Origin of the sequence: Allobosea sp. Root670, from assembly GCF_001429415.1 — a bacterium.
GTDB lineage: Bacteria > Pseudomonadota > Alphaproteobacteria > Rhizobiales > Beijerinckiaceae > Allobosea > Allobosea robiniae.
This window is the reverse complement of the sequence record NZ_LMJU01000016.1, coordinates 395772-413163: the sequence shown is the minus strand read 5'-3', so window position 1 is coordinate 413163 and position 17392 is coordinate 395772. Positions and strand designations below refer to the sequence as shown.

Below are 17392 nucleotides of genomic sequence, written 5' to 3'. Positions count from 1 at the left end.
GTTGCTTTCTGATTATCAGGATCGGAGGAAGCCGATGGAGATCCACGGCACGGCAGCGACGACGAGCAGGCCGAGGATCAGGGCGAGGATGTAGCCCCAGATGTATTTCAGGCCTTCGTCGGGATTGATCTTGCTGATCGCGCAGGCGCCGTAATAGCCGACGCCGAAGGGCGGGGCGAAGAGCCCGATGCCCATCGCGAAGATCACGACCATCGAATAGTGGACCTCGTGTATCCCGACCTGCTTGGCGATCGGGAACACCAGCGGCCCGAACAGCACGATCGCCGGGATGCCCTCGAGCACGCTGCCGAGGATGGTGAAGGCGACGATTGAGATGCCGAGGAAGCCCCAGCTCCCGCCCGGAACCGCTGCCATCGCCTGGGCGAGGTCGCGCGAGAAGCCGGATTGCGTCAGCCCCCAGGCCATGGCGGTGGCGCAGCCGATGATGAAGATGATCGCACCGGTCAGCGATGCGGTCTCGATCAGCATCTTGGGCAGGCGGCGCCAGTCGAACTGGCGGTAGAGCAGGATGCCGGCGAGGATCGCGTAAGCGATGCCGATGGTGGAGACCTCGGTCGCGGTCGCGACACCTTCCACCACCGCGGCGCGGATGACGAAGGGCAGGGCGATGGCGGGCGCTGCGATCAAAGCGAGCTTGGCGATTTCGCGCTTGGGATAGCGCTTGACGTTGCTGAGGTCTTCGCCCCGGCAGCGCCACCAGACCACGAAGCAGAGCGCCGCGCCCAGCACCACGGCCGGCAGCATGCCGCCGGTGAACAAAGCCGCGATCGAGACGCCGGTCACCGAGCCGATGGTGATCAGCACGATCGAGGGCGGGATCGTCTCGGTCTGCGCGCCGGTCGCCGAGAGCAGGGCGACGAGGTCGCCGGGCTTGGCACCACGCTTCTGCATCTCCGGGAACAGCACCGGCGCGATCGCGGCCATGTCGGCGATCTTCGAGCCGGAAATGCCGGAGACCAGGTACATCGCGCCGACCAGCACATAGGACAGGCCGCCGCGGACATGGCCGAGCAGGCTCGCCAGGAACTGGATCATGGCGCGCGCCATCCCGGTCATCTCGATCAGCGCGCCCAGGAAGATGAAGAGCGGCACGGCGAGCAGGATGAGATGGCTCATGCCCTCGTCGAGTCGGCCGACCATGACCAGCATCGGCGTCGAGGTGGTGCAGGCGAGATAGCCGAAGGTAGCGAGCGCGAAGGAGAAGGCGATCGGCACGCCCGAGAAGACGTTGAGCGCGACGACGCCGACGAAGAAGACGATCAGGTTGAGCTTGCCGAGCGGCTTCAGCGTGGGGCCGGCGAGCCAGAACAGCAGCACGAACAGAGCGGTGATTCCGATCGCGATCAGCGCGGGCTTCAGCGAGGCGAAGCGCAGCAGCCGGCAGCCGGCCGCGATCAGCATCAAACCGACGCCGATCGGGATCGCCGCCGCGCGCCAGGCATTGCTGATCTCCAGCGCGGGCGTGACGATGAAGTTCTCTTCCTCGGCATATTCGACCGCATGCGGCATGATCAGCAGCAGGAAGGCGATCGAGGCGGTGATCGCGACCGCCTCCAGCAGCGCCCGCGTCTGCGGCGAGACGCGGGAGACCAGCCCGGTCATCCGCATATGCTCGCCGCGCCGGAGCGCGACGACCGCGCCGAGCATCGAGAGCCAGAGGAACAGGATCGAGGCGAGCTCGTCCGACCAGACCAGCGGGGCATGGAAGACATAGCGCGCCATGACGCCGGCGCCGAGAATGATGATCTCGACGACCACGAGCACGGCCGCCACCGTCTCGACCAGGCCGCCGAGGCCGCGGTCGAGATGGCCGGCGAAGCGGCCGAGCCCGTTTGCGGGCATGGCGGCAGCGGGAAGGGTCGCGCTATGGGCATCCATCGGGGCGTTTCCTGTCTTGTGCTTTGGGGGCCTTATAGGCCCGCCCGCACCCCTCAGGCCAGCTTGCCGACGGCGTCTTCGAGCAGGCTCCAGGCGTCCTTGCCGAAGCGCTCCTGCCACTCCTTGTAGAAGCCGGCCTCGCGCAGCTTGGCGCGGAAGGAATCCGGGTCCGTCTTGTTGAAGGCAAGGCCCTTCGACTGCAGATCCGCCTGCACGGTCTCGTTGAGCTTCTTGATGTCGCCGCGCTGGGCGACGCCGGCATCGTTGATGGCGCCGGCGACGATCTTCTGGATATCGGCCGGCAGGCCGCGCCAGGCACGCCCGTTGGCGATGAACCAGAAACCGTCCCAGATATGGTTCGAGATCGCGCAGCTCTTCTGCACCTCGAAGAGCTTGGCGACCTGGATGATCGGCAGCGGGTTCTCCTGCGCGTCGACCACCTTGGTCTGGAGCGCCGTGTAGACCTCCGAGAACTGCAGGCTCGCCGGCGCGGCATCGAGCGCCTTGAACATCGAGATCGAGAGCGGGCTCACCGGCACGCGGATCTTGAGGCCGGACATCTCCTTGGCGGTCTCGATCGCCTTGCCCGAGGTGGTCATCTGGCGGAAGCCGTTGTCCCACATCTTCTCGAAGGCATAGAGGTTCACTTTCGAGATGGCCTCGCGGACATGGGCGCCGAGCTTGCCGTCCATCGCCTTCCAGACCTGGTCGTAATCGGCGAAGGCGAAGCCGACCGCATTGATCGCCGCGACCGGCACCAGGGTCGCGATGACGAGCGCCGACGGCGTGAAGAAGGTGATGCCGCCGTTGCGGACCTGGCTCAGCATGTCGGTATCGCCGCCGAGCTGATTGTTCGGGAAGATCTTGATCTCGACCCGGCCGTTCGTCTCCTTGGCGACACGCTCGGCCGCTTCCTGGGCGCGGATGTTGAGCGGATGGCTGAGCGGCAGGTTGTTGCCGTATTTCAGCTCGATCTCGGCCGCCCGCGCGATGTGCGGCATGGCGATGAGCGAGGCTGCGGGGGCGGCGGCGAGCGTACGCAGCACCGTGCGGCGCGTGAAGTTCGTCATGATGGTCCTCCCGGTATCGCTGATGCGATTTGATTGATTGCGGTCTTCTTGCCCTCAGATTAGGAAGCTGGAATGATGGTGGTCAAACTCAAATACTGATGGTTTTTGATGTGATTCTATGACGGGCACGGCAGAGAAAAACGGTAGTGGCGAAAGCCTGCAGCGCCGCCGGATGGCCCGCATCGCCGATGTCGCGGCGCTGTCCGGCGCCTCGACCGCAACCGTCGACCGGGTGCTGAACCAGCGCCCCGGCGTGCGCGCGGCCACCGTCCAGCGCGTGCTGAAGGCCGCGAGCGAACTGGGCTATGTGCTCGATCCGGCCCTCCCGGCGCAGGCCTTCACGCCAATGCGGCTGGCCTTCCTGCTGCCGGCCGGCAGCAACCGTTTCCTCGCCATGCTCGGGCGCCATATCGCCGAGGCACAGGAGCAGCTCGCTTCCTTCAACATGCGCGCCCGCGTCGAGTTCATCGAGAGCTTCAAGCCGGAATTGCTGGCCCAGCAGCTCCGCCAGGTCGGGCGCGATGTCGACGGCATCGCCTTCATGGCGCTGGAACATCCGGCGGTGCGCGAGGCGGTCAACAGCCTGGCCGAGCGCGGCGTGCCGGCCGTGACCTTGATTTCCGACATCGCGAATGCCCGCCGCGCCGCCTATGTCGGGCTCGACAATCGCTCGGCCGGGCGCACGGCCGGCTATCTCGCGGCTCGCTTCATCGGCCGGCGGCCGGCCAAGGTTGCGGTCATCGCCGGCAGCCTGAGCTATCGCGCCCATGAGGAGCGCGAGATGGGCTTCCTGCATCTCTTCGAGGAGCTGTTTCCACAGATCGAGGTCGTCGGCCTGCGCGAGGGGCTCGACGACGACGGCCGCAATTATCGTCAGGCCAAGGCGCTGTTGGCCCAGCACCCGGATCTCGCCGGCATCTACAATATCGGCGGTGGACCTGAGGGGATCGCGCGCGCTCTGAAGGAGGCGGGCCGGCAGCAGGATGTCGTCTTCGTCGGCCATGGCCTGACCCCCGAGACGCGCGCACTCCTGCTCGACGGCACGATGGATGCGGTCATCACCCAGCATCCCCATGCCGCGCTGATGAGCTGCATCGCGATCTTCGCCAATCTGCGCGCTGGCCGCCCGGCCTCGGAGGGAACGGCGCCGCCCAGCATCGAGATCATCCTGCGTGAGAACCTGCCTTAGGCTGCTGGCCGAAGCTTGCATTTCCGGAAACAAAGAGGGAACATGTGCGCATGTCCCTTCCGGATTCCGTCCTGAACCCGCCACCGGCGCGACCCGATATCACGCGCATGGTCTGCCGCGGCGCCGGCCGCCACTTGCGCGAGCGCGGCTATGCCATCGTCAAGGAGATGACCTTCGCCAATGGCCGGCGCGGCGATATCGTCGCGCTGTCGCCCTCGGGCGAGCTCTGGGTCGTCGAGGTCAAGTCGGGCATCGCCGACTACCGCGTCGACGGCAAATGGCCGGATTACCGCGACTATTGCGACGGCTTCCTCTTCGCCGTCGCGCCGGAATTCCCGCGCGAGATCCTGCCTGACGATGTCGGCCTGATCGTCGCCGATGCCTATGGCGGCGAATTGCTGCGCGAGCCGCCGCGCCATCCCTTGAGCGCAGCGCGGCGCAAGATGCTGACCATCGCGCTGGCGCGACTGGCTTCGAGCCGGCTGGCCTTGATCGAGGACCCCGAAGGCTCAGCCTGATAAAATCATCTAGCGGGCTGCGGCGATTGCTGCTTTCGGCATCGTAGCGAACCGACGCAGGTCGATCTCCGCGACCAGGAAATCGATGAAGGCACGTACCCGCGCCGGCAACTTGCCACCATGGCCGACATAGACGGCATGGATGTCCTCGACATCGCCCGGATTAAAAGCCTCCAGCACGGGGACGAGTCGGCCGGCTGCGATGTCATCGGCGATATGGAAGAGCGAGAGCCGGGTCAGGCCCTGTCCCGCCAGTGCCAGGCGCCGCGCGCTTTCGCCGTCGCCGACCGTGACGCGGCCATGGGCCGGCAGGAAGAGGCGCTGGCCATCGATGACGAAAGGCCAGGTATCGCGATGCCGGGCGAAATTGAAGGTGATGAGGTCGCAGCCGGCAAGCTTGTCGGGATGATCCGGCGCTTCATGCGCCGACAGATAATCCGGCGAGGCGACGATCGCCGAGACGCTCTCGCCGAGCTTGCGCGCGACGAGCTGGGAGGATTTGAGCGGGCCGACCCGGATCGCGACATCGGCGCGTTCGTCGACGAGATCGATCACCGCGTCGGTGATCGAGATGTCCAGCTGGATGCCGGGATGCACCGCCATGAAGCGCGGCGCGACCGGCAGCAGATAATGCCAGCCGAAGGCGACATTGGCATTCACCCGCAGGCGCCCGCGTGGAATCTGGCAGGCCGCGACCGCCCGCTCGGCCTCGTCGAGATCGGCGAGCACGCGCAAGGTCCGCTCATGGAAGGTCGTGCCCTCTTCGGTTAGCATGAACTTGCGGGTCGAGCGGACGATCAGCCTGACGCCAAGCCGCGCCTCCAGCCGGGCGACGAGCTTGCTCACTGCCGAAGGCGTCATCCGAAGCGCGCGTGCCGCCGGCGAGAAGCCGCCGAGCTCGACGACGCGGGCGAAGACCTCCATCTCGCCGGAGCGGTTGACCTCGCTGCGTGGCATCGTGAATTCAACTCACAATTGCTGATCTTTCATGCAGTCTAATTCACAAGCCCTCGCCGCGCTATCTCCGGGCCCGAACAAGCTCCCCGGAGGCATTCCATGCCTATTGCCCTTTATGCTCTCACCGTCGGTGCCTTCGGCATCGGCGTCACCGAATTCGTCATCATGGGCCTGCTCCTGCAGGTCTCCGCCGATCTCGGCATCAGCGTCCCGCTCGCCGGCCTGCTGATGACCGGCTATGCGCTCGGCGTCTTCGTCGGCGCGCCTGTGTTGACGATCGCGACCCGCTCCTTGCCGCGCAAGACGACGCTGCTCGTGCTCATGGCGATCTTCACCCTCGGCAATCTCGCCGCGGCGCTGAGCCCGAGCTTCGGCTGGCTGATGGCGGCGCGGATCGTGACCGCGCTGGCGCACGGCACTTTCTTCGGCGTGGGCTCGCTCGTCGCGACCAGCCTCGTCGCCCCGGAGCGCAAGGCCTCGGCCATCGCGCTCATGTTCACTGGCCTGACGCTGGCGACCCTGCTCGGCGTCCCCTTTGGCTCCTGGCTCGGCCTCGCTTTCGGCTGGCGCTCGACCTTCTGGGCGGTGACCGCAATCGGCCTCGTCGCTCTGGCTGTCCTCGCGGTCTTCGTCCCGGCGGATCGGGAGCGCGTCGTGCCCGGCTCGCTCGCCGAGGAGTTCAAGGTGCTGGCGCGGCCGCAGGTTCAGCTCGGCCTCGTCATGACCGTGCTCGGCTTCGGCGGCATCTTCGCGGTCTTCACCTTCATCCAGCCGATCCTCGTCCAGCTTGCCGGTTTCAGCGAGGCCGCCGTGTCGCCGATCCTGCTGGTCTTCGGCGGCGGGCTCGTCGTCGGCAACCTGCTCGGCGGGCGCTGGGCCGATCGCAGGCTTGCCCCGGCGCTGATCGGTTCGATCGCGCTCTTGACCATCGCGATGTTCGCCTCGGGCTTCGCGTTCCACAGCCAGATTGGTGCCGTCATCGCGGCCTTCGCGCTCGGCGCCGCCGCCTTCGCGACCGTCGCACCGCTCCAGATGTGGGTGTTGCAGCAGGCCGGCGGCGCCGGGCAGGGGCTGGTCTCCAGCCTCAACATCGCCGCGTTCAACCTCGGCAACGCCTTCGGCGCCTGGCTCGGCGGCGCGGTGATCACGCAGGGACTGGGCTATGGCGCGATCGCGCCGGTCGCCGCCGTCGTGCCGCTGCTGGCGCTGGGTCTCGCTGTGTTCGCGGTGTCGCTCGAGCGCCGCGCGACCCGCATCGTGCCCGCCTGCGCGACCTGAGCCCCACAAGCGAACGATCAAGCAAAAGCCCGCCGGACGGTTTGTCCGGCGGGCTTTTACGTTTTTGCGGGATCAGCGCGGAGCGCGCTTGGCCAGGATGCGCTGCAGGGTGCGCCGGTGCATGCCGAGGCGGCGTGCCGTCTCCGAGACATTGCGGCTGCAGAGTTCGTAGACGCGCTGGATATGCTCCCAGCGCACCCGGTCAGCCGACATCGGGTTTTCCGGCGGTTGCGGGCGGGCATCGCGCTGGGCCGCGAGCGCTGCATGGATCTCGTCGGCATCGGCTGGCTTGGCGAGGAAGTCGAAGGCGCCGAGTTTCACGGCGCTGACGGCGGTCGCGATGTTGCCGTAGCCGGTCAGCACCACGCCGCGCGCATCGGGCCGGCGCTCCTTCAGGCGGGCGATCACGTCGAGGCCGTTGCCGTCGCCGAGGCGCAGGTCGATCACCGCGAAGGCCGGTGCCGCTTCTTCCACGGCAGCCATGCCCGCCGCGACGCTGTCGGCGATGCGGACCGCATAGCCGCGGCCTTCCATGGCGCGGGCGAGGCGGGTCAGGAACGGCCTGTCGTCGTCGACCAGCAGAAGGGACATGTCGTCGGCCGGCCCGGCCCTGTCGGTTTCGCTCGCTGCATCCTGCATCGTCTTCTCCTTGCCGCTTCTCGGCGCGCTGCGGCGGCGCGCATTAGGGTTTCGGTTTTCCGGCTCTCCCCCAAGAGGCCGGCTCAGTCAGCTTCATTTAAGGCCGATGCGCCCGCCTGGGTACCCCCATCGCTGGGCAAGTCGGCCTCGAAATCGTCGCGGGACCAGGTAATTCGGATCGAAGCACCGCTCGCAGGAGCCGGCCGGTTCGAGAATTCCAGCGTGGCACCACCTCGCTCCAGCAGCGTCTTGGCGATGAAGAGGCCGAGCCCGAGGCCCCCGCCGGCCCGGCCTTCACCCGCTCCGCGCGAGAGATAAGGGTCGCCGGCCCGCATCAGCACATCCGGTGGGAAACCGGGGCCGTCATCGGCGATCACCAGCACCACCTGGCTCTGGTTCCATTCCGCTGTGATCGCCACGGTCGAACGCGCGAAATCGACGGCGTTGTCGACGATATTGCCGAGGCCGTAGATCATGCCGGGATTACGCCGGCAGACCGGCTCAGGCTTGTCGCCGGTCATGGTGATCTCAAAGGGCACGCCGAAGGGCCGCTGCGGCCCGGCGGTCTCCTCGATGAGCAGGCGCAGGGTGAGCTGGCCGAGCGGGCCGGCATCCTCGTCCTGCAGGCTGGAGAGCTTGCCCAGGATGCCGCGGCAGCGCTCGACCTGTTCGCGCAGCAAGGCGATGTCTTCGGCCATCTCGCCCTCGGGAGGGGCGAGGCGCGTCAATTCGCGGGCGACGAGCGCGATCGTGCCGAGCGGCGTGCCAAGCTCATGCGCCGCGGCGGCGGCAAGCCCGTCGAGCTGTGACAGGTGCTGCTCGCGTGCCAGCACGAGTTCGGTCGCGGCGAGTGCGTCGGAGAGGTCGCGCGCCTCCTTGGCGACGCGCCAGGCATAGATGCCGGTGAAGCCGAGGCCGAGCACGAGCGCAGCCCAGTTGCCGAGTTGGTAAAAGGCCGGCAGCACCGGCCGGTCGTTCCCGGCCCAGGGCAATGGCAGGTGATAGCGGCTGAGCAAGGTCGCGAGCCCCATCGCCAGCAGGCCCAGGACGAGCGTGCGTTGCGGCGGCAGGGCCGTCGCCGAGATCATCACCGGCGCCAGGAACAGGATCGCGAACGGGTTCTGCAGGCCGCCGGTCATGAAGAGCAGCGCCGCGAGCTGGGCGATGTCGAAGCCGAGCAGGGCGGTCGCGGCCCTGTCGTTGAGGCGATGGCTCAGCGGAAAGCGGATGCGCAGCGCGATATTGAGCCAGGCCGAAACCGCGATGACGCTGAAGCACCAGCCGAAGGGCAAGGGAAAGCCGAGGCCGAAATGCACGCCGGTGACGGCGAGGCTCTGCCCGGCGATGGCGAGCCAGCGCAGCCTGACCAGCGTATCGAGGCGCAGATGGCGGCTGGAGCGCGCCAGGGCCGGGGCAGAGAAGTCCGGGAAGCTCAAGGTCTGCTGGTCTCCTGCGCGGCGCCTGCCGTGGGCTTTTTCCCGGCTTCATCCACATCGCAGGAAAATCTTAGCCTTTAGCCGGGTTGAATGAGAACAAAATCAACGTAAGGTGCGATGCTGCGTCGCATCATTGCATGTTGCGCCGCCGGAAGGACATTCATCGTATGTACGGGGCCGCCATGTCGTTTGCCTACCATGCCTACGAAGCGGTTCACATGATGGTGAGCCCGGTGCGCGGGGTTTCGGATGCGATGCATCTGGCCTTCAAGAACCCGGCCAATCCGCTCACCTACACGCCCTTCGGCCGGACGGTCGCCGCATCCTGCGAATTGTTCGAGCGTATGACGCGCCGCTACGGCAAGCCGGCCTTCGGCCTCGACGAGACCACGATGAACGGCGTCAAGGTCGCCGTCGAGGAGCGGGTCGTCTGGGAGCGCCCCTTCTGCAAGCTGGTCTATTTCGACCGCAAGATCCCAAGCAGCCGCCGCAAGCCGCAGCCGAAAGTGTTGTTGGTCGCGCCGATGTCGGGCCATTACGCCACGCTGCTGCGTGGCACGGTCGAGGCCTTCCTGCCGGGCCACGAGGTCTACATCACCGATTGGGTCGATGCCCGCCTCGTGCCGCTTTCCGAGGGGCGCTTCGACCTCGACGATTACATCGATTACGTCATCGGCATGCTTCAGATGTTGGGACCGGACACCCATGTCATGGCGATCTGCCAGCCGTCCGTGCCGGTCATTGCCGCGGTCGCCCGCATGGAGGCCGAATCGGACCCCTGCGCGCCCCGTTCGATGACGCTGATGGGCGGCCCGATCGACACCCGCCGCTCGCCGACCGCCGTCAACCAGCTCGCGATGGAGCGCGGCACGGACTGGTTCCGCCGCAACTGCATCACCGTCGTGCCCTTCCCGAGCCTCGGCGCGTTCCGGCAGGTCTATCCCGGCTTCATGCAGCTCTCGGGCTTCATGGCGATGAATATCGACCGCCACGTCACCGCCCATTACGACATGTTCAAGCATCTCGTCAGCGGCGACGGCGATTCCGCCGAGAAGCATCGCGACTTCTACGACGAGTATCTCGCGGTGATGGACCTGACCGCCGAGTTCTATCTCCAGACCGTCGACACCGTCTTCGTCCAGCATGCCCTGCCGAAGGGCGAATTGATGCACCGTGACAAGCCGGTCGACCTCACCGCCATCCGCCGCGTCGCGCTGATGACGGTCGAGGGCGAGAATGACGACATTTCGGGCGTCGGCCAGACCAAGGCGGCGCACGACCTCTGCGTCAACATTCCCGCCGACAAGCGCGTCCATTATCTCCAGCCGAAGGTCGGCCATTACGGCGTCTTCAACGGCTCGCGCTTCCGCGCCGAGATCCAGCCGCGCATCTCCGATTTCATGGTCAGCCTCGACATGGAAGCGGCCAAGGATCGTCGCGACGACAGCGCCAAGGAACAGCGCAAGGCGCTCAAGGTCGTCGGCTGAAACCTGCACGGCGTAGGGCTGCTCAGGCGGCCCCGTCGCCCTCCTGCCAGACGATATCATAGGGACGCCCCGTCCGGATGGCGGGGTTGAGCCGCTCGATCCGGCGATAGCGCAGCTTCAGATAAGCGAGCACGCCCTCTTCGAAGGCCGTGCCGACAACGCGCTCGACCCCGTTCGGCGCGCGCGCCGGGCCGTGCAGGACCACCGTCTCGATCGTGTCGAGATAGCTCCTTGCCCGCGCCGTCAGGCCGTCTCCTACGAAGAGATAGTCGAGATAGTTGTAGCTCTCCCCGTGATTGCCCTGGTCATCGGCGGGAATCACGTCGACGGAATGAATGATCTCGACGGGTGCGATCGGCGGGGGCGCATGGGTTGCCATGTCGGGAAGCTTCGCGCGTGGCCTTCCCCGGTGCAAGCCGCTGCTGCCGCTCTTCCGTAACCGCTCCGAATCCCGCACAATCGCAGATAATGCGCATCTCCCTGTTCAGGCGCCAGCCGGACCCCGACCGGATCGAGGTCGTGCATGCCGGCACGCGCTATGCCGTTCTGGTCAAGCGCCGCGCCGCCGCGCGGCGGATGACGTTGCGCGTCTCGCAGGCGACCGGCGAGATCACCCTGACTTTGCCCGAGCGGGCCGATTTCGCGGCGGGCCGGACCTTTGCCGAGAACCATGGCGGCTGGATCGCCGCGCGCATGGCAAAGCGCCCGCGCCCCGTGCCGTTCGAGCCCGGCCAGAGCATTCCCTTCCGCGGCGTGCCGCATCGCATCGTCCACTGGTCGAAGGCGCGCGGGTTGACGCAGGCGGCCCGGGATGCTGACGGCGCACCTGTCATCGCCGTGGCGGGCGACGCCGCCCATGTCGCGCGCCGGGTCAAGGATTTCCTGAGAAAACACGCGCTCGAGGATCTCGAGAAGGCGGTGCGCCGCCACACCGCGACGCTCGGCATCCCCGCCCGCAAGATCACCATCCGCGACACCACGAGCCGCTGGGGCTCCTGCTCTTCGCAAGGCCATCTTAGCTTCTCCTGGCGATTGATCCTGGCACCGGCCCCGGTGCTCGACTATCTCGCGGCCCATGAGGTCGCGCATCTCAAGGAGATGAACCACTCGCATCGCTTCTGGGCGCTGACCCACAAGCTCTGCCCCGGTACCGAGGCGGCGGAGGCCTGGCTGAAGCGCCATGGCGCGAGCCTGCATGGCTATGGTTAAGCCGGCTGTGCCGCCGCAATTCCGCCGTTAACCACTTTCTGAAACCTGCCCCGGCACACTGAAGGCCGATTCGCTTTCAGCGTGAGTATGCCTATGGGTCAGGTCATCGCGTTCCGCCTTCCGCAACAACCGGCCGCCGCCGCCGAGCCGGTGCTCGGCCTGATGTCGGCCGTCGATTTCGCCTTGCGCGATCTCGCCGAGATTCTCCCTCATATCGCGCTGGATTCGGCGCGCCAGCAGGCCGAAGCCTGCCGGGCGATGCTGGCGCAGGCCTTCGACGCCGAGATCGAGGCCGAACTCGGTAACTGATCTCGCGCTCGCGCATGCCGCCCCCGGCGATGACGCGGGTTGCCGAAGCGGCTGAACTGTCGAACCTTTCCGGGCAAGAGCCGGTGATCCGCCGGCCGGCACTGCGCCTGGGAGGCTTCATCCGTGTTCTTGACCAACAGCGATATGGTCGATCTCGTCGATCTCCGGCATCGGCTGCATCGCCGCCCTGAAATCTCGGGCGAGGAGCGCGAGACCGCCGCGACCATCGTCGATTTCCTGAAGCCGACCGGCCCCGATCGTATCGTCACCGAGCTTGGCGGGCATGGTGTCGCGGCGATCTACGAGGGAACTGAGCCCGGCCCGACCGTTCTGATCCGTGCCGAACTCGACGCACTGCCGATCGAGGAATTGTCCGACAGCGACCATCGCTCCGAAATTCCCGGCAAAGGCCATCTTTGCGGGCATGATGGCCATATGACCATCCTCGCTGGCCTGGCGCGTGGCCTGCAGCGCAACCCGCCGAAGAAGGGCCGCGCGATCCTGCTGTTCCAGCCGGCGGAAGAGACCGGCGCGGGTGCCGCCGCCGTCATGGCCGATCCGAAATTCGAGGAGATCGTGCCGGACTATGCCTTCTCCCTGCATAATCGTCCTGGTGTGCCCGTGGGCCATGCCCGCATCTCGGAAGGCGCCGCCAACTGCGCCTCGCGCGGCATCAAGATCATCCTGACCGGCGAGACTTCGCATGCCTCGACACCGGAACATGGCCGCTCGCCGGCCCCGGCGATCGCGACGCTGATCCCGGCGCTGACCGCGCTCGGACCCGGCGGGCCGCTCGATGCCAATTTCCGGCTGGTCACCGTGACCCATGTCGAGATCGGGGAGCAGGCCTTCGGCATCGCGCCGGGCCATGGCGAGATCTGGGCGACCTTGCGCACCGTCAACGACGCGCAGATGGGCGCGCTCTGCGAAGCGGCCGAAAAGCTGGCGCGCGAGGCGGCCGAGGCCGGCCGGCTCACCGTCGAGATCAGCTATCACGACGTCTTCCACCATTGCGAGAACGAGCCGGAGGCCGTCGCGATGCTGCGCCGGGCGATGGACGAGGAGAAGGTGCCGCACGGCCCGACGCCGCCCTCGCGCGGCTCGGAGGATTTCGGCCTGTTCGGGCGCCGCTCCAAATCGGCGATGTTCCTGCTCGGCTCCGGCGAGACCGCGCATCTGCACAATCCGGATTTCGATTTCCCGGATGATGCGATCGGTCCCGGCGCGCGCGTCTTCATGCGGGCCTTGCGCAATCTGCTCGGCGAAACCCGGCCGCAGGGCTGAGGGAGCGAAATATGTCAGTGAATTGGACCCGCGCTGCGACCCGCGCGCAGGAGATCGTCGCGAACTGGCAGCGCATGGCGGGGCCGGGCGGCGCTGTCGTGCTGTTCGATCGCGACGGGGTGCGCGAAGCCTTTGCCGGCGGTCTCGCCAGCATCGAATACGGCGTGCCCTTCACGCCGCAGACGCCCAACCGCTTCGCCTCGATCAGCAAGCATGTCCTGGCAGTCGCATTGCTGCGCGCCGGCATCCCGCTCGATGCGCCGCTCGGCCGCTGGCTGAGCGAACTGCCGGCGCCGCTCGCCGAGGTCGAATTCAGTCGGGCCCTCGACATGACCGGCGCCCTGCCGGACATGATGGAGTGCTTCTGGCAGCAAGGCGTACCCTTCACCGCGACGTTGAATGCGGAGGAGGTCTTCGCGCTCGCCTGCCGCTTGCCTTCGCTGAGTGCCGAGCCCGGTACCGAGATGGCCTATTCCAACACTGGCTGGCGGCTTGGCCAGCGCATCCTCGAACAGGTCACGGGCAAGCCCTACAAGGACACCGTCGCGGAACTCTCCGGCGAACTCGGCCTCGCCTTCCGCCTGCCTTATGACGGGTCGGAAATCGTGCCCGGCCTCGCCACCGGCTGTTGGAACGACGGGGTAGACTGGCGGCGCGGCCATAACGGCCCGCATTTTTCCGCATCGGGTGGACTCGTGGGGTCCGCCGCCGATCTCGCCGGCTGGGCCTCGGCCCTGCTCGCGGGGCGCGGCCCGCTCGCCGGCATGCTGGAACGCCTGACTGCGCCGCGCCATTTCGCTGATGGCAGCGAGAGCGTCTACCGGCTCGGCCTTGTCGCCAGCCGGCTCGGCGAGACCGCGATCGTCGGCCATGGCGGCTCGCTCGCCGGCTATCGCAACCATTTCTGGATGTCGCCGGCCCACGGTGTCGGCGTCGTCGTGTTGTCGAATCGCGAGGAGGAGGCGCTCTGGCCTGCCCTGACGGTGCTGGCGGCGCTGCTCGAACAGGAGCTGCCGACGATCGCGAAAGCGCCAGTCGGCCTGTTCGCCAGCGACGAGGGGCCGTTCTGGGCCGAGCTTGCCGCCGATTCGATCAGCTACATGGGTGGTTTCGAGCGTCTGATCACCGATGGCAACGGCGGCCTGCGCAGCCTGCCGGCCTATCTCGACATCCGCCTGAAACAGGACGGGGAGGATCGCCTCACCGGCCTGATCGGCGGCGTGCAGCGTTCGCTCCGGCGCGTGCCGGCCGACACGCCGCTCGATGCGCGATTGGTCGGGCGCTGGCACGATCCGAATTTCGGCACCGAAATCGAGATCAGGGCGGATGGCACGGCCCTGATGCCGTGGCCTTCCGGCGGGACGGTGTCGCCTCTGACGCCGCTGCCGAACGGCCGTGCGCTCGCCGATCTTCTGCACGGACCCTGGCGGTCGCGGCCGTGTCTCTGGCTCGATGCGGAGGGTGACTTGCGGGTCGCCAGCCATCGGGCAAGGATCTTGCAGATGAAACGAGTCTGAAACGCGCCGGCTGAGGCGGCTCCGCTGAGGGGCGGGGCCGTTGGGCCGATGACGAAGGAGGAGAACGCTGATGCAACTGTCCCGTTTCACTGCTGCGCTGCTGCTGTCGGCGGCCGCGCTCCTGCCGCTTCCGGCGGCGGCACAGTCGCAGCCGGCCTCGAACCGCGTTCTGCGTGTCGCGCCACATGCGGATCTCAAGACGCTCGATCCGGTTGCGGCCTCGATCGTCATCACCCGCATGCATGGGTTGATGATCTACGAGACGCTTTTCGCCTGGGACTCGAACCTTCAGCCGAAGCCTCAGATGGTCGAGAGCTTCGAGACCTCGCCGGACAAGCTGACCTGGACCTTCAAGCTCCGCCCCGGCCTGAAATTCCACGACGGCCAGCCAGTCACGACCAAGGACGTCATCGCCTCGCTCGCCCGCTGGATGAAGCGCGATACCATCGGCGGCAAGCTTGCCGAGTATACTGATGGCATGGAGGCGGTGGACGATGCCACCTTCCGCCTCAAGCTGAAGCGCCCGCTGGCGCTGGTGCCCTTCGCGCTCGGCTCGGCGGTCGGCCAGATCCCGGTGATCATGCGCGAGTCCGACGCCAAGTCCGACCCGATGAAACCGGTTACCGAGACGATCGGCTCCGGCCCGTTCAAGTTCAACCGCGAGGAATGGCGCAGCGGCTCGAAGGTCGTCTATGACCGCAATCCCGATTACGTGCCGCGCTCCGAGCCGGCCGATGGCCTCGCCGGCGGACGCGTCGTCAAGGTCGACCGCGTCGAATGGCAGATCATGCCGGATGCGGCGACAGCCGCTGCCGCACTCCAGACCGGCGAGATCGATATCTGGGAACAGCCGAGCCAGGACCTGATCCCGGTCATCGCGACCAGCAGTCAGGTCAAGGTCGACCGCTATGCCAACCTCTCCAACCAGGCGATGCTGCGGCCGAACCATCTCCACCCGCCCTTCGACAATCCCAAGGCGCGGCTGGCGCTCGCCTATGCCACGGACCAGGCCGATTTCCTCTCGGCCGGCTTCGGCGACGAGGAATGGTGGAAGCGCTGCGCCTCCTATTTCATCTGCGGCGGCCCCAACGGCACGGAAGCGGGCACGGAAGGCTATGCCAAGCCCGATCTCGACAAGGCGCGGGCGCTGCTGAAGGAGAGCGGCTACAAGGGCGAGAAGCTCGTGCTTTCGACCAGCAACGACATCGCTCCGATCGGCCGCATGGCGGAGGTCGCGGCCTCCTCGCTCAGGAAGGTCGGCTTCAATATCGATCTGCAAGTCGCCGATTGGGGCACCGTCACCACACGCCAGCAGAACAAGGGCACGTCCGAGCAGGGCGGCTGGAACCTCTTCGTCACGACGGCGTCAGGCGCGACCATGCAGTCGCCGCTGACCAATATCGGCACCAACATGGCCTGCGAGCGCGCCTGGTCAGGCTGGCCCTGCGATGCCGAGGCCGAGAAGCTGCGCGGAGCCTTCATCGATGCGCCCGACGAAGCCGGCCGCAAGCTTGCGTTGGAGGCTCTGCACAAGCGCCTGGCCGAGATGCAGCCCTATCGCGTGCTCGGTCAGTACGACCAGCCCTATGCAAGGCGCACCAATGTCTCCGGCGTGCTGGCGGCGCCGGTCATGCTGTTCTGGAACATCGAGAAGAAGTGACGCGCTAAAGCGTCGCGCGCCAGACGAAATCGCGGCTTTCGCCCGGCGCCAGCCTGAGGATGCCGGGCTTCTCCGCGATTTCGCCCTGCCAGCCGATCGGGCTCGCCATGCTGAACCAGGGCTCGATGCAGAGGAACGGCGCGCCTGTTGGCTTCGACCAGATGCCGAGATCCTTATAGCCCTCCCAGCTCACGGTCAGGGCGCGGCTCTCGCGCCCTGACCCGTCCAATGCCGCGAAGCGCACCGAGCGGTTCACCGTATCGGGGATCACGATCGCATCGTTGACGAAGAGGTTTTCGTCGAGCGGCAGGTCAGTGCCGGAGAAGGGAAGGGGGATCGCAGGGCCGAGCAGGCCGGCCTCGACGCCGAGGCCCTGGCCCGGCTCCGCCTGCGGGAAGGTCAGGCGATGCGCTTCCTTCGCGATGTCCTCGGTCAGCGGCCAGAGAAAGGCCGGATGCGCGCCGACGCCGCAGATCAGCGGCACATCGGCTGGGTTGCTCACCCGCGAGGTGACGGTCAGCGTATCATCAGCGACCGCGTAGATCATCTGCAAGACGAACCGGAACGGGTAGATCGCCAGCGTCTCCGGGCTCTCCCGCAGCTCCAGCACGGCCCTGTCGGTGCTGCGCTCGACCCAGGAGAACAGGCTGTCGCGCGCGAAGCCGTGCTGGGTCAGGCGGTAGGAGCGCCCTTCATGGATGAGCGTATCATCGGTCAGCCGCCCGACGATCGGGAACAGCACCGGCGCATGGCGCGGCCAGTCCGGCCCGCCGTTCCAGAGCGCCGGCCCGTTCGCGTCGGCAAGCGCGATCAGTTCGCCGCCTTGGGCCCGCACCGTCGCGCGCAAACGATCGGAGGCAATTTCATGGGTCTCGGTCATCATCGTCTCCGTCGGCGGCTCACTTCCCGATAGCCGATAGGCATCGGCAAAATCCACTGG

General features: G+C 67.0%; 16 protein-coding genes. 9 read left to right on the top strand and 7 right to left on the bottom strand.

From position 1 onward, the window contains the following. Window positions 1–15: 15 nt before the first annotated feature. Together ASE61_RS17280 and ASE61_RS17275 are read right to left on the bottom strand one after the other, a co-directional pair. On the bottom strand, window positions 16–1863 hold the full coding sequence (locus tag ASE61_RS17280; RefSeq protein ID WP_244492902.1) for a TRAP transporter large permease subunit: 1848 nt from the start codon (window positions 1861–1863) through the stop codon (window positions 16–18). Between the two features lie 89 nt (window positions 1864–1952). Then, window positions 1953–2969, bottom strand: a complete 1017-nt coding sequence (locus ASE61_RS17275) for a TRAP transporter substrate-binding protein (protein ID WP_061968920.1) — start codon at window positions 2967–2969, stop codon at window positions 1953–1955. Between the two features lie 118 nt (window positions 2970–3087). On the opposite strand from ASE61_RS17275, the gene ASE61_RS17270 reads away from it, so the two are divergent. Next, complete coding sequence (locus ASE61_RS17270; protein ID WP_061968918.1) at window positions 3088–4158, top strand: LacI family DNA-binding transcriptional regulator; 1071 nt, start codon at window positions 3088–3090, stop codon at window positions 4156–4158. Between the two features lie 50 nt (window positions 4159–4208). Then, window positions 4209–4676: an MmcB family DNA repair protein gene (locus ASE61_RS17265; RefSeq protein WP_061968917.1), complete on the top strand. Its 468-nt coding sequence runs from the start codon at window positions 4209–4211 to the stop codon at window positions 4674–4676. Between the two features lie 9 nt (window positions 4677–4685). Here ASE61_RS17265 and ASE61_RS17260 read toward each other — a convergent pair whose 3' ends face one another. Next, window positions 4686–5633 (bottom strand): LysR family transcriptional regulator, encoded by a 948-nt coding sequence (locus ASE61_RS17260; RefSeq protein ID WP_061968915.1) that lies wholly within the window; start codon window positions 5631–5633, stop codon window positions 4686–4688. Window positions 5634–5732: 99 nt separating this feature from the next. Here ASE61_RS17260 and ASE61_RS17255 point away from each other — a divergent pair, with 99 nt between their 5' ends. Next, a complete protein-coding gene (locus tag ASE61_RS17255; protein ID WP_061968913.1) occupies window positions 5733–6911 on the top strand; it encodes an MFS transporter in 1179 nt (392 codons plus the stop codon). 72 nt (window positions 6912–6983) lie between these two features. On the opposite strand, the gene ASE61_RS17250 is transcribed toward ASE61_RS17255, so the two are convergent. Together ASE61_RS17250 and ASE61_RS17245 are read right to left on the bottom strand one after the other, a co-directional pair. Beyond that, entirely contained in the window at window positions 6984–7550 is a 567-nt protein-coding gene (locus ASE61_RS17250; RefSeq protein WP_061968911.1) for an ActR/PrrA/RegA family redox response regulator transcription factor, read from the bottom strand. An 83-nt stretch (window positions 7551–7633) separates the two neighbouring features. Continuing rightward, on the bottom strand, window positions 7634–8986 hold the full coding sequence (locus ASE61_RS17245; protein ID WP_061968910.1) for an ActS/PrrB/RegB family redox-sensitive histidine kinase: 1353 nt from the start codon (window positions 8984–8986) through the stop codon (window positions 7634–7636). 182 nt (window positions 8987–9168) lie between these two features. Here ASE61_RS17245 and ASE61_RS17240 point away from each other — a divergent pair, with 182 nt between their 5' ends. Beyond that, a complete protein-coding gene (locus tag ASE61_RS17240; RefSeq protein WP_082617538.1) occupies window positions 9169–10473 on the top strand; it encodes a polyhydroxyalkanoate depolymerase in 1305 nt (434 codons plus the stop codon). A gap of 22 nt (window positions 10474–10495) precedes the next feature. Here ASE61_RS17240 and ASE61_RS17235 read toward each other — a convergent pair whose 3' ends face one another. Further along, window positions 10496–10852, bottom strand: a complete 357-nt coding sequence (locus tag ASE61_RS17235; RefSeq protein ID WP_061968906.1) for a hypothetical protein — start codon at window positions 10850–10852, stop codon at window positions 10496–10498. Window positions 10853–10941: 89 nt separating this feature from the next. Here ASE61_RS17235 and ASE61_RS17230 point away from each other — a divergent pair, with 89 nt between their 5' ends. From ASE61_RS17230 to ASE61_RS17210, 5 genes are all read left to right on the top strand, one after another. Then, entirely contained in the window at window positions 10942–11682 is a 741-nt protein-coding gene (locus ASE61_RS17230) for a M48 family metallopeptidase (RefSeq protein WP_061968904.1), read from the top strand. A gap of 93 nt (window positions 11683–11775) precedes the next feature. Continuing rightward, complete coding sequence (locus ASE61_RS17225) at window positions 11776–11991, top strand: hypothetical protein (RefSeq protein ID WP_061968902.1); 216 nt, start codon at window positions 11776–11778, stop codon at window positions 11989–11991. A 123-nt stretch (window positions 11992–12114) separates the two neighbouring features. Continuing rightward, on the top strand, window positions 12115–13275 hold the full coding sequence (locus tag ASE61_RS17220) for an amidohydrolase (RefSeq protein WP_061968900.1): 1161 nt from the start codon (window positions 12115–12117) through the stop codon (window positions 13273–13275). An 11-nt stretch (window positions 13276–13286) separates the two neighbouring features. After that, a complete protein-coding gene (locus ASE61_RS17215; RefSeq protein ID WP_061968899.1) occupies window positions 13287–14792 on the top strand; it encodes a serine hydrolase domain-containing protein in 1506 nt (501 codons plus the stop codon). Between the two features lie 70 nt (window positions 14793–14862). Next, entirely contained in the window at window positions 14863–16452 is a 1590-nt protein-coding gene (locus tag ASE61_RS17210) for an ABC transporter substrate-binding protein (RefSeq protein WP_061968896.1), read from the top strand. A 4-nt stretch (window positions 16453–16456) separates the two neighbouring features. Here ASE61_RS17210 and ASE61_RS17205 read toward each other — a convergent pair whose 3' ends face one another. Then, window positions 16457–17332, bottom strand: coding sequence for an aldose 1-epimerase family protein (locus ASE61_RS17205; protein ID WP_061969169.1), 876 nt, complete (start codon window positions 17330–17332; stop codon window positions 16457–16459). Window positions 17333–17392: the final 60 nt, after the last annotated feature.